This window comes from Stenotrophomonas sp. (genome assembly GCF_050737075.1).
In the GTDB taxonomy this organism is placed as follows: domain Bacteria; phylum Pseudomonadota; class Gammaproteobacteria; order Xanthomonadales; family Xanthomonadaceae; genus Stenotrophomonas.
On sequence record NZ_JBOHXV010000035.1, the window covers coordinates 1 to 11,777 of the forward strand.

Here is an 11,777-nt window from a genome sequence, read left to right on the forward strand (position 1 = left end):
TCAATGTACTGGGCCTGCCGGTGGTCAACCTGACCCCGGTCGGGACACTGCTGGGCGGTCTGGGCGGCGCCACCACCGGCGGCAGCTCGCACCTGACCCTGATCGGCGGCGTGACCTCGGACAGCTACATCTACAACATCAACAACGGCAAGGCGAATGGCCTGCTGGGCCTGCTGCTGCCGGATGGCTCGCCGGCCTGGTCGAACCAGTGCGTGAACCTGCTGGTCGCCACCGTCGATTGCTGGGCGGTCAACGCGGCGCAGGACTACCAGGTGCTGATGGGCGATGGCGCCTATGCAAACGGATCTCGTGAAGTGGTGATCGGCGCGAACGCGCGCCATCAGCTGCCGCTGGTCGATGCCAATGTGGCGTTCCCGGGCGCGGGTGCGAACGATGCAACCGACCCCACCGGCGTCCCCACCGCCGATTACGCCGCGCGCATGGGGCATTCGGTGGTGGTCGGCGACAGTGCCAGTGGCACCGCCAACGGTCAGGTGCTGCTGGGTGCGGAAGCCACGTCCAACCAGGCCAACAGTGTCGCGCTGGGCTTCCGCAGCGCGGCCAACCGCGGTGCACAGGCCAGCTACACCGCCTACGGCCTGACCGCTGCGCAGGTCTCCGCCGGTGAAGTGTCGGTGGGCGTGGCCGGCAGCGAGCGGCAGATCAGCAATGTGGCGGCCGGCAGTGCGGCGACCGATGCGGTGAACGTGGCCCAGCTGCAGGGTGCGATCTCGCTGGTCAACGCCGCCGACATCTTCGCCGTGTCGTATGACGACGACGGCACCGGCCAGCCAAACTATGCGCGGGTGACGCTGGGCAATGGCGGCGGCCCGACCACCATCGGCAACCTGGCCGCCGGCGCGGTCACGGCCACCAGCACCGAGGCGGTCAACGGCAGCCAGCTGTCTGCCACCAACAGCGCGGTGGTGGACTACTTCGGCGGCCTGACCGCCTTCGACCCGGCGGCCGGGACCTGGACCGCGCCGAGCTTCCAGATCAGCACCATCTCCACCGGCGGCGCGGTCGCCCAAGGCGTGTACGACAACGCCAGCGACGCGTTCGCGGCGGTCGATGGCTCCCTGGTCAATCTCAACACCCAGATCAGCAACCTGACCAATGGTGCGGCGATGCACTACCTGAAGGTCAATTCCACTGGCAGCGACGCCGCCGCGACGGGCATCGACAGCATCGCCGTCGGTGAAGGTGCCACCGCCACGGCGGACGACGCGATCGCGGTCGGCGCCGGGGCGACGGCCACCCGCAGCCGCACGGTCTCGGTCGGCGCAGCAGGCAGCGAACGCCAGGTGGTGAACGTGGCCGCCGGCACCGAGGCCACCGACGCGGTGAACATGGCACAGCTGCTGGACACCAACGAAGCGCTGGTGACCTACCTGGGCGGCACGACCGCGTTCGACAGCGCCACCGGCCTGTGGACGGCACCGACCTTCAACATCTCGGCCTTCAGCCCGACCGGAGCCGCCACCACCACCGCGTTCGGCGACGTCACCGGTGCGTTCGACGCGGTGAACAGCTCGCTCAACGTCCTCAATACCCGCATCAGCCAGGCCCAACCCGGTTCGCCCAGCCCGTTCGTGCAGGTCAACTCGACCAAGGCCGGTGCCACTGCAGGCGGCGCGGACAGCATCGCCATCGGGCCGCTCGCCAACGCCAGCGGGGCAGGGAGCACGGCTATCGGCGACGGCGCCAGCGCCAGTGCCGACAACAGCGTGGCGCTGGGCAGCGGTGCGGTGGCCAGCGTCGGCGCGCAGAGCGGCTACACCGGCGCCTACGGTGCGGCCGGCGCCAGCAGTTCGGTGGGCGAGGTCGCGGTGGGCAGCACGGGTGCCGAACGCAAGGTCACCCATGTGGCCGATGGGTCGGAACAGTACGACGCGGTCAACGTCGGCCAGCTGCAGAACGGCGTGACCTACGCCATCGACCAGTCCAAGGCCTACACCGACACGCAGATCAACAACATCAACAACGGCACGTCGGGCATGTTCCAGGTGAACAACAGCAACGCGCTGGCGGCACCTGCGGCCAGCGGTGCGAACTCGGTGGCCGGCGGTGCGGGCGCCAGCGCAGCCGGCGCCAACAGCACGGCACTGGGCAACGGTGCCAGCGTCACCGGGGGCAATGCCGTCGCATTGGGGGCGGGTTCGGTGGCCAGCCGCGACAACACGGTGTCGGTGGGCAGCGCCGGTGCAGAACGCCAGATCACCAACGTCGGCGACGGCAGCGCGGCCACCGATGCGGTCAACCTGCGCCAGCTGCAGGCATCGCAGCAGGGCACCATCCGCTACGACAGCACCGTCAACGGCGCGACCAACTTCAACAGCGTCACCCTGGGCAGCAGCGGTTCGGGCCCGACCACCGTGCACAACGTGGCGGCCGGCACGGCCGGCACCGATGCGGTCAACGTGGACCAGCTGCGCGCCGGGATGAACCAGACGCTGGACTGGTCCAAGGCCTACACGGACGAGCGCATGGACGGCTTCGACCGCGACCTGCGGCGCACCGACAACCGCGCATCAGCGGGTGTGGCGGCGGCCATGGCGGTGGCAGGTCTGCCGCAGCCCTACGAGGCCGGACGCAGCATGGCCGCGGTCGCGGCTGGCAGCTACAACGGCGAGTCGGGCGTGGCGGTCGGCATCTCGGGCGTCTCCGACGGCGGCCGCTGGATCTACAAGTTCAGCGGCTCGACCAACAGCCGCGGGGAAGGCGGCGTATCGGTCGGTGCCGGCCTCCAGTGGTGAGCCCGGGCGGTGGCCGGCCCGGCCGGCACCACTCGAACCAGAGCAGCCTTGTTCACAGGGGAACACGATGACCGCTCCACTCCCGCACGAACCCACCGCGTTGCTGCGCTCGTTGGCGCTGGGCCTGGCCGTATTGCTGTTCAGCGCCTGCGCCAGTGGCGGCGCAACGCGCGCCGCCGCCACCGACACCCCCGCGTTTCCCGATCCCGCGCGTGCCTCGGTGAAGGAAGGGATGTTCGTCGATCTCGACAACCTGCGCCTGTTCGCGCGGGGCATGAGCAAGCGCCAGTTGTACGCGCTGCTGGGCACGCCCCACTTCAATGAAGGCATGTGGGGCGTGCGCGAATGGAACTACCTGTTCAACTTCCGCAGCAGCCCCAACGGCGACTACTTCACCTGCCAGTTCCAGGTGCACTTCGACGACAAGGGCATCGCACAGGCCGGCTACTGGAAACCCCAGGCCTGCGCCGCGCTGCTGCAGCCGCCGGCCCCCGCGCCGGCGCCCACGCCGATGCCCGCCGAGCCGGTGCGCCTGGCCGCCGATGCACTGTTCGGGTTCGACAGTGCGGCGTTGACCCCTGCAGGCCGGCAGAGCGTGGACGCGCTGCTGCAGCAGGTGCGCAGCGCCAGCCAGGTGCAGACCATCCAGGTGGCCGGCTACACCGACCGCATCGGCCCCGATGCCTACAACCGGGCGCTGTCGCAGCGCCGCGCCGATGCGGTGCGCGAGGCGCTGGTGCAGGGCGGCGTGCCGGCAACGGCGATTGTTGCCGAAGGACGTGGCAGCACGCAGCCGCTGGCGCAGTGCGGCCCACTCGCGAAGCCGGCCTTGATTGCCTGCCTGGCGCCCAACCGACGCGTGGAGGTCTCCGGCGTGGCCCGAGCCCGTTGAACCGCGCTGCCGCATGCCGGCAGCGCCCCGATCCGCCCGATACCGTGGCCATCGCGCCGCGGTTTCGGCACAGCTTGACCTGGCCCGTTGCCGACTGCGGGATGTCTCCCCCGTCATCGCTCCGGTGGCGGCGGGCCAGGTCATCAGGTTTCACCGTTTACACGCGCACCCGCTGTCCGCCACGCCACTCTCTCCCGTGGCGGACAGTGCACGGCCTTGACCTGGCTCGTCGCCCGCTACGCGATGTCTCCCCCGTCATCAGTGCATGGCGGCGGGCCGGGCCATTTTTACTGCGCCGACGCGGCGCGTTCGCTGGTGATGACCGCGCCTTCGCGCATCACCAGGGTTACCGGGGTCTTCTCGACCACCTCGAGCAATCGCTGCCACTGCGCGTCGCTGAGCACTCCGCTGGCCTGCAGCACGCGGTGCACCAGCAGCTTGCCGGCCTCGTCGCGCGACGAGGACAGTTCGGCACGGAACTCGCCCAGTACCCAACCCTTCTTTTCGGCGTACATGCGCAAGGTGATGGCCGTGCACGCGGCGAGGGCGGCAAGGTAGAGCTCGAACGGCGCCATGCCGGCGCCCTGGCCGCCCAGCGTGGCCGGCTCATCGGCCAGCACGGCATGCGCGCCACTCTGGATGCGGTGCAGGTAATTGGGGCCCTCGGAAACAATCTGGACCTGTGCCATCGGTGATACCTCGTGCGTGTGGAATGCCGGCGCCGAGCATGCCACGACGACCGCCCCGGCACAGCCTATTCAACCCCGGGTATCTTCACCGCCAGCGCGGTGGTTTCGGCCTCGCAATCCTGCGCCTGCACGCCATTGCCGCGCAGCGCATTGATCTCGGCGCGGGCCGCGGCCATGTCGGCGTTGAAATCGGCATTGGCGTGCAGGCTGGCCACGGCGCCGGCCGCCACCGCGCGTCCCTGCAGGATGTCGCTCTGCCAGTGCGCGTTGCAGATGAGCCGGTTCTCGCCGAAGGCGCGGCCGCGCGCGAGCAGCGCGTTGGCCTGCCCAGGACTCAGTTCGGTGAGCAGCAGGGCCCAGGCCCAGCCGATGGCGGTATGCCCGGACGGATAGGAGCCATCGGTCCGCAGCTGGGCCTCGTCGCCGGGGAAGCAGGTGGCCTCTTTGTAGAACACGAACGGCCGCGTGCGCTTGTAGTGATCCTTGGCCGCGTAAGTGGCCAGCCCGGCATCGACCAGGCTGCGCTGCAGCAGCAGGTAGAGGCGTGGCGTATCCTGCTGGCTCACCGGCACGCCGAGCGCGCACGAGAAGGTGCTGGCCACGTGCGGAAAGCGCAGGTCGGCATCGCGGCTGGCCAGTGCATAGCGCGGGCTGCCCTTGAGCTTCTGCGAGGCGCGGCTCACCGCCTGGTCGCGGGCGAATCCAGGCGAGCCCTTGGCGGGCGGCGGCGGCAGCAGCGCGAGGCTGTCGGGAAGGGCGCGGCCGAGATAGCCCGCCGGGACGCCAGGACGCAGCTCCGGCACCGGTGCCGGGGGCAGTGCGGCGGCAGGAATCAGGGCCGGCGACGGACTGGTCAACGGCCCCGTCGCGCAGCCCGCGAGCAGAGCAGCCACGATCAGCAGCGACTTCTTCGACTCAGCAACCATGGCGGACTCCCATCCGGACGCGTTGCTGCAATCTGTCGCCCGCCGGCGCTGCGCACAACCGCCTTTCTACGTGGTGCGCGTCAGTAGTTCTACTGGGATGCGCCGCAGCGCGCGGCATCCGGCAGCGGAAAGCGTACTTCGATCCGCGTGCCGCCCAGCGGACTGGCGCCGACAAGGAGGGTGCCGCCAAGCAGGCGCGCGCGTTCTTCCATGCTGATCAGTCCCAGCCCGGGCGCCCGCGCGATGCGACCGGCGGGAATGCCGATCCCGTCGTCGTCCACCCGCAGCAGCAGGTGCTGTCCGCGCACGCAGACCAGCACGTCGGCCACGCTGGCACGTGCGTGCTTGTCCACATTGTTGAGCGCCTCCTGGACGATGCGGAACAGGCTCAGCTCCTGGTCGTCGGTGAGGCGCGGTGGATCTTCGATACTGCAACGCAGGCGCAGGCGTCCGCGCGCATTGCGCTTGATGCAGAACGCATCCAGCGCGCTGGCCAGGCCGGTGAAACGCAGGATGCTGGGATGCAGTTCGTGCGAGATCGAGCGGATGTCGTTGGACACCGCCAGCAGCTGGTCCTGCAGTTCCACCACGCTGGGCCGCTCGGCGGCCGGAATCTGGTTGCGCAGGGTACTGAGCCGGATCGATATCGCGGCCAGGGACTGGTTCACGTCATCATGCAGGTCGCGGGCGATGCGGGTCCGCTCCTCCTCCTGCACCACCAGCATGCGGCCGGTCACTTCGCCCAGGCGCTGATAGGCGCGCTTGAGCTTTATCCGGTTGGAGAGTTTCTGGTCGGACAATGCGCCAAGGAACAGCAGGGCGAAACCGGTGCACAGCGTCCACGCCTGGCCGGTAAGCAGGTTGCGCGGGACATCCCAGAAGCCGAACGGCCCGATGCCAACCACGCCCAGCTGCATGCCGAGCAACGCCACCATCAGCATGCAGATCGAGGCGCCGGCGATGCCAAACACGATCAGCGTCCAGACCAGCAGGGGAATGGGTGCCAGGGTCAGCAGCGGGGTGACCACGCCGTCCTGCCAGTTCACGGTCCACAACACCACCAGCAGCGCAAACAGCAGCAGTGCCATGGCGGCGGTGCGCCAGTGCCATCCATGCCTGCGCTCGGGTGCCTCGACGATGCGCGCCACATTGACCAGCACCGGCACCACCAGCAGGTAGCTGACGCTGCTGCTCAAGGCGACCGCGCGCATGGCCTGCGGCGCCAACAGCGCCGGGCGCCCTCCGGATGCCAGCGCATACCACCATGCACTGCACAGCGGCAGCAGCACGCAGGCCAACAGCATGAACAGGGTGAGGTCGCGGTAATCTTCCAACCCGGTGCGTTCACCGCGCCAACGCAACAACAGCCACGCCACCACCGACACCATGGCGAACTCGCCGAGGCTGGCCAGCAGGCGCGGCACGGCCGACATGGGGACCAGCAGCAGTGACAGCACGGTGCCTGCGCACGCCGCAAGGATGCAGCCGCGCCACTGCGTGCGGGGTGTCATCAGCAGCCAGCCCAGCAGCAGCGGCCCCGGAAGCCAGAGCACCTGATGATGCAGCTGGGTGACCTGGGAGATGGTCGGCAGCCATTGACCCAGCAGGCAGCCGAAGAGCAGCGGGAGCGCGTTTGTTAATAGGGTGCGCACGTCCAGTGGAGAAGATGTGAAGCGTTTGGGTCGTGGCGCAGGGAGCGGGTTGCTGGCACTGTGGGCGGCGATCGCGCCTGCCCGGTTCACCTGGCTGCTGGCCTGCACTAATCACCTCTTCGGTGGGCTGCCAGATCCTGTGTTGCGATCATGCGGCCACAAGGTGGGACGGCTTATCTGGTGAGCAACGTGCTGCGGGTGGTCATGCGGCCACCCAGCGAGTACGGCTTGTCCCCGCGCCGCATGGGCCCCACAATCGCGCCGATGAGAACAGGTTGAGCGAGTACGCGCTATCCACATTCCGACTGACGCGGGAGTTGGCAATGGACGAACCGATTTCTCCCTACAGCCGCTTCGTCGTCGATGGTTTTGACGCGGATGCATTGCTGGGGGTCGTGCGAGATACGCGTTTCGAGCAGCGGCTGCTGTCGGCCGGCCATTTTCGCGCCTGCGTCCAGCGCCTGGTGTTTCCGGAGTTCAGCCTGGACAGTGGGGCGTACACGCTGCCCATCTTCGCCAGCGGCAGCTTCGGCCAGGGCATGATCGCACTCGCACTGGCGGTGACCTGTGCGCAGCCGATGTGGGCCAACGGGCGCTGGATCGCGGCGGGCCAGGTGATGGTGTTCGCCGAGGACAGCGAATTGAATGTGCGCCCCAGTCCGGGTGGATGGCAATGGGCCGTGCTGTTGATTCCACGCGAGGTGCTGCAGCGCGAAGCGGCCGCCCGTCTGGGCCGCGAATTGCGGCTTCCCCGGGTGGGGTGGTGCAGCCGGCCGGCCGCGCCACGGGATGCGAGCAACCTGCGCGAAGGGGTGTTCAAGGTGCTGCAGGAGGCCGCGGACTGGGAAGGGCTGGTGGCCCCCGAGCAGCTGGCGGCGCAGGCCGGTCTGCTGCTGGGCGTGTTCATCGACGCGGTGGCGGCGGCCGATGGCGGGCCCGAACGGCGCGGCCTGAGCAGTTGCACCGAGCGCCGTCGTGACACGATCGTGCGCCAGGCCGAGGAATATCTGCGGACCCAACTGGAAAGCGTGTATGACAGCCGGGCGCTGTCGGCAACGCTGGGGGTCGGCGAGCGCCAGCTGGAGCGGCTGTTCCGTGACGCCTACGGTCACGGGCCCTGCCACTGGCACCAGATGGCCCGGCTCAACCTGGCTCGCAGCGCGCTGCTGCACGCGCGGGGCAGCGTCGGTGTGACCGAAATTGCCACCCGGTTCGGCTTCGCCCACCTCGGTCGGTTCTCGGTCATGTACCGCGACGTGTTCGGGGAGAGTCCGCGCGAAACCCTGCGTGCCTGAACGGTTGCGGACGGCGATCACACCTACCGCCGGCATCACGGTGCCATCACGATGGGGGAAGCATCGTCGGGCCGTTGTGCAGGGCCGGCGCCCTGCCGGTCCGCAGAGCACTTCAATCAGGGGACGATTGATGCCACGGGAGACGACGAAATGCAGGTTTCGTATTCGACGGCGGAGAGCCGGTATCGCAGGGTAGTGCTCGCTGACGACCACCGCGTGGTGGCGCAGGGCATCGAGCATCTGCTGGAAGACCAGTTCGATTCGATCGAGTTGGTGTCGTCCGGAGACGCGCTGGTAGAGGCGGTCCGTCGCGACCCGCCCGACGTGGTGGTGGCCGACATCAGCATGCCGGGGCTGAGTGGCATCCAGGCATTGCGTCGCCTGCGCGAAGAAGGCTACGTCATGCCGGTGGTGTTTTTGACCATGCACGACGAATCGAGCATGGCGGCCGAGGCGATCCGCGCCGGTGCACGCGGCTATGTGCTCAAGAGCGCGGCGGGCGATGAACTGGTGCGCGCCCTCAACGGGGTGATGGGCGGCAACACCTACGTAACGCCGTCACTGGCGGCCGACGCCATTACCAGCGCCAGCCGACACCAGTACATGCTGACCGACAAGCAGCTGCGCATCCTGGAGTACGTGGCGCGCGGGCTGCGCTCCAAGCAGATCGCGTTCGAGCTGGGCGTGTCGGTGCGCACCATCGAGTCGCACAAGTACGCCATCATGCAGGAGCTGGGCGTGCACGGCACCCTGGAACTGGTGCGCAAGGCCGAACATGAAGGGCTGATACGGCACTGACGGCGGCCGGCACACGTACCCCGGGCAAGTAGATTTACTTGCCCGGGTTCCGTTGTTTTTCCCTTGTTACGGGCTGCGCGGCGGCACACCATCAGGGCACGCGTCGACCTGGCGGGAACCATGAATGCTGTCCGTGTGCTGCTGGCCGAAGATGGCTCTGCCATGGGGCGCCAGCTGCGTGGCTTGCTGTCGGAGCAGTTCGAGGTGATCGGACTGGTGCAGGACGGCGCGTCGCTGGTCAAGGCGGCGCAGAGCATGCTGCCCGACGTGGTGGTGACCGATATCGCCATGCCCGAGATCAACGGGCTGGAGGCGGCGCGGCGGTTGCGCCTGCAGCGCCCGGTGCTGGGCGTGGTGTTCATTACCGTGCACTCCGAGCCGCAGATGGTTGACCAGGCGATGGCACTGGGGCCGTGCAGCTACGTGCTCAAATCCGATGCCGGCGACGACCTGGCGCTGGCCGTGCTGGCCGCGCTGCGCGGTGAGCCATTCGTGTCGCGCTCGCTGTAGGTCCGTCCCGGTTGCGCTCAGACCAGCATCCCGAACAGCTTGGCCACCAGTTCGTCCACTGACATGGCCAGCAGCACCAGCGGCAGCAGCGGCGCCGCGGCGGGCAGTGCGATCCACAGCAGGTTCCAGCGTGTCACCGGAATGACCGACATGGCCACGACACCCTGGTAGACCCCACTGAAATCCGCATAGGCCGAGGCGTCGTTATGGTCGAGCAGCGACTCGGCCCCGGCGGTGACCTCGCTGGCGGCCTGCCAGCGTTCCTCGAAGACGTTCGCGGCGCGGTTGCCCAGTGCGTCGAAGCGGTACAGCGCGTGGCGCCGCGCGCGGATCAGCGAGGGCGCGAGCAATAGCAGCGGTGCCACCAGCAGCAGGGTCACGCCGACCACATAACCGGCCAGCAGGTGGCGCAGGCCATACAGCGTTTCGCCCAGGTAGGTGATCTGGTTGAGGCATGCGCCGGCCAGCAACAGCCCGCCAGCGGCGCCGAGAATGCTGAAGCGTTCCTGTGCCAGCCCCAGGAACGCCAGGCCGCCGGTCCGGTCCGGGTGTTCGGCGTGCAGCACCAGCCCGACCGAGGGCAGGCGCCACAGCAGCATCGTCCACAGCACGAAGCGCCACAGCCACAGCAGGACCACCAGCCGGAACAGGGGCATGCCCACCCACGCACTCCACTGGCCGGCGGGGGTGAGGGCGTCGCCCTGCAGGCGCCAGTCGGGGATGCCAGGCAGCAGGCTGACCACGCCGCCATGGAAATAGAGCGGTGCGAGTGCGAGCACGATGCAGGCCAACTCGGGCCACCAGCTGTCGCGGCAACGGCGGACTCGCTGCAGCAACAGCTGCAGACGCGGCTGCCGATGGGCGGGCACCAGGCTGGCATGGCTGAGCTGGCGCAGCGCGTTGCGCAGCAGCGCATCGGCGCGCGGCGCGGCCAGGATCAGCAGCGGCAGTGCCAGCAGCAGCCGTGCCAGGGTGGCGTAGTCGCCCAGCAGGGCCATGGCGTGTGGGCGGGGCCAGAGCATGCCTGCGGCGTTTGCAAGCAGCAGCATCGGCAGCAGGCTGAGCGCGACCAGCGCGCCTGCCAGCCACCACGACAGCCGGCGGCCGTGCAACGCGCCGGTGGCATGCAGCAGCCGGTGTACCAGCCCGCCGCGCATCAATGAATAGCGTTCCTGGGTCATGCCGCGGCGTCGCGCAGGGAAGGGGGGCGCACCGAGCATACCCCCGGCTGCGGCGGTCCCTGGCGCAGTAAAAATACTGATGTCGGTGCAGTACCTATCCCGATGTGCGGGGTGGCGGCGGCCGCCAAGCTGGTCACCTGTCGCAAGGAACCTGGCAATGCTCCTGGTCATCGACTTTCTAAGCCGCTTCTGGACGGACATGATCGCTCGCACCGACGGTCCGATGACCTTCCGCTTTTTCCTGCAGCCCACCATGGCGCTGATCACCGCGCTCATCGACGGGCGGCGCGATGCGCGTGCCGGCAAGCCACCGTATGCGTGGCTGATGGCCCACAGCACGCCGCAGGCGCGCCTGACCGCGTGGCGCGAGGGCGTCACCGCGACCACGCGCATCCTGCTGCTGGGTGTGGTGATGGACCTGATCTACCAGATCCGGACGTTCGGCGGTTTCAAGTACCCGCTGGAGGCCTTCGTGCTCGCGGTGGTGCTGGGCCTGGTGCCGTACGTGATCCTGCGCGGGCCGTTCAACCGGCTGTTCCGGCGTTTGTTGGGGACCCCTCCATGACCGAAAAAGATCCTGCACGGGCGCTGTCGGAGCGCGCCATCACCCTCAAGCAGGCCGAGCAGACGCTGGGCAGCTCCGACGCGGCGTCGCTGGAGCTGTCGTCGCGGCGCACCGGCATGTCGTTCCAGCGCACGCGCATGAGCGCGGACCGGACGTTGATGTCGATCATCCGCACCGCGCTGTCGCTGATCGGCTTCGGCTTCACCATTTACCAGTTCTTCGGCCACATGCTGGAGGTGCCGGGTACCACGTTGCGCCCGCACGCGCCGCGCAACTTCGGCGTGGCGCTGGTAGCGCTGGGGCTGGTGCTGTTGACGCTGGGCATCGTCTACCACATCCGCTACATGCAGGGCCTGCGGGCCGAACGCCAGCTGATGATCGGGGAGGGGCTGATCCACGGTGAGAGCCACTACCCGGTGTCGCTGACCCTCATAACGGCCGGGCTGCTGTGGCTGCTCGGCGTGCTGGCGATCGCGGGAATGACCTTCAACCTGGCGCCGTTCGGATGAACGG

General features: G+C 68.6%; 11 protein-coding genes. 7 read left to right on the forward strand and 4 right to left on the reverse strand.

The genetic code is table 11. The features are described 5' to 3' along the window. Both ACREPD_RS10405 and ACREPD_RS10410 read left to right on the forward strand, forming a co-directional pair. Window positions 1-2,756: YadA family autotransporter adhesin (locus tag ACREPD_RS10405; protein ID WP_431599265.1), on the forward strand; the 2,756-nt coding region annotated here is incomplete at its 5' end. A gap of 67 nt (window positions 2,757-2,823) precedes the next feature. Next, window positions 2,824-3,648, forward strand: a complete 825-nt coding sequence (locus ACREPD_RS10410) for an OmpA family protein (RefSeq protein ID WP_431599266.1) — start codon at window positions 2,824-2,826, stop codon at window positions 3,646-3,648. A gap of 287 nt (window positions 3,649-3,935) precedes the next feature. Here the strand turns inward: ACREPD_RS10410 and ACREPD_RS10415 are convergent, their stop codons facing one another. From ACREPD_RS10415 to ACREPD_RS10425, 3 genes are all read right to left on the reverse strand, one after another. Beyond that, window positions 3,936-4,337 carry an OsmC family protein gene (locus tag ACREPD_RS10415; protein ID WP_431599267.1) on the reverse strand — a complete coding sequence of 134 codons (402 nt, stop codon included), beginning with the start codon at window positions 4,335-4,337 and terminating at the stop codon, window positions 3,936-3,938. 65 nt (window positions 4,338-4,402) lie between these two features. Further along, window positions 4,403-5,263: an acid phosphatase gene (locus ACREPD_RS10420; protein ID WP_431599268.1), complete on the reverse strand. Its 861-nt coding sequence runs from the start codon at window positions 5,261-5,263 to the stop codon at window positions 4,403-4,405. Window positions 5,264-5,352: 89 nt separating this feature from the next. Continuing rightward, window positions 5,353-6,915, reverse strand: a complete 1,563-nt coding sequence (locus ACREPD_RS10425; protein ID WP_431599269.1) for a sensor histidine kinase — start codon at window positions 6,913-6,915, stop codon at window positions 5,353-5,355. Between the two features lie 323 nt (window positions 6,916-7,238). On the opposite strand from ACREPD_RS10425, the gene ACREPD_RS10430 reads away from it, so the two are divergent. The 3 genes from ACREPD_RS10430 (at window position 7,239) to ACREPD_RS10440 (ending at window position 9,518) form a co-directional block, all read left to right on the forward strand. Further along, window positions 7,239-8,210: a helix-turn-helix domain-containing protein gene (locus tag ACREPD_RS10430; protein WP_431599270.1), complete on the forward strand. Its 972-nt coding sequence runs from the start codon at window positions 7,239-7,241 to the stop codon at window positions 8,208-8,210. A 195-nt stretch (window positions 8,211-8,405) separates the two neighbouring features. Next, a complete protein-coding gene (locus tag ACREPD_RS10435) occupies window positions 8,406-9,008 on the forward strand; it encodes a response regulator (protein WP_431599271.1) in 603 nt (200 codons plus the stop codon). Between the two features lie 120 nt (window positions 9,009-9,128). Continuing rightward, the gene (locus tag ACREPD_RS10440; RefSeq protein ID WP_431599272.1) at window positions 9,129-9,518 is read left to right on the forward strand and encodes a response regulator transcription factor; all 390 of its coding nucleotides are present in this window, start codon (window positions 9,129-9,131) and stop codon (window positions 9,516-9,518) included. 17 nt (window positions 9,519-9,535) lie between these two features. Here the strand turns inward: ACREPD_RS10440 and ACREPD_RS10445 are convergent, their stop codons facing one another. Next, window positions 9,536-10,699, reverse strand: a complete 1,164-nt coding sequence (locus ACREPD_RS10445) for a hypothetical protein (protein ID WP_431599273.1) — start codon at window positions 10,697-10,699, stop codon at window positions 9,536-9,538. Between the two features lie 157 nt (window positions 10,700-10,856). Between ACREPD_RS10445 and ACREPD_RS10450 the strand changes: the two genes are divergently transcribed. Both ACREPD_RS10450 and ACREPD_RS10455 read left to right on the forward strand, forming a co-directional pair. Then, a complete protein-coding gene (locus ACREPD_RS10450) occupies window positions 10,857-11,264 on the forward strand; it encodes a hypothetical protein (RefSeq protein ID WP_431599274.1) in 408 nt (135 codons plus the stop codon). Next, window positions 11,261-11,773 (forward strand): YidH family protein, encoded by a 513-nt coding sequence (locus tag ACREPD_RS10455; RefSeq protein ID WP_431599275.1) that lies wholly within the window; start codon window positions 11,261-11,263, stop codon window positions 11,771-11,773. Before ACREPD_RS10450 ends, ACREPD_RS10455 begins: the two co-directional genes overlap by 4 nt. Window positions 11,774-11,777 lie beyond the last annotated feature (4 nt).

What these genes read in the sequence shown, in the direction of transcription:
- ACREPD_RS10450 (WP_431599274.1), top strand. Translation starts at nt 10,857, where the DNA reads ATGCTCCTGGTCATCGACTTTCTAAGCCGCTTCTGGACGGACATGATC.
- ACREPD_RS10440 (WP_431599272.1), top strand. Translation starts at nt 9,129, where the DNA reads ATGAATGCTGTCCGTGTGCTGCTGGCCGAAGATGGCTCTGCCATGGGG.
- ACREPD_RS10445 (WP_431599273.1), bottom strand. Translation starts at nt 10,699, where the DNA reads ATGACCCAGGAACGCTATTCATTGATGCGCGGCGGGCTGGTACACCGG.
- ACREPD_RS10410 (WP_431599266.1), top strand. Translation starts at nt 2,824, where the DNA reads ATGACCGCTCCACTCCCGCACGAACCCACCGCGTTGCTGCGCTCGTTG.
- ACREPD_RS10420 (WP_431599268.1), bottom strand. Translation starts at nt 5,263, where the DNA reads ATGGTTGCTGAGTCGAAGAAGTCGCTGCTGATCGTGGCTGCTCTGCTC.
- ACREPD_RS10415 (WP_431599267.1), bottom strand. Translation starts at nt 4,337, where the DNA reads ATGGCACAGGTCCAGATTGTTTCCGAGGGCCCCAATTACCTGCACCGC.
- ACREPD_RS10455 (WP_431599275.1), top strand. Translation starts at nt 11,261, where the DNA reads ATGACCGAAAAAGATCCTGCACGGGCGCTGTCGGAGCGCGCCATCACC.
- ACREPD_RS10430 (WP_431599270.1), top strand. Translation starts at nt 7,239, where the DNA reads ATGGACGAACCGATTTCTCCCTACAGCCGCTTCGTCGTCGATGGTTTT.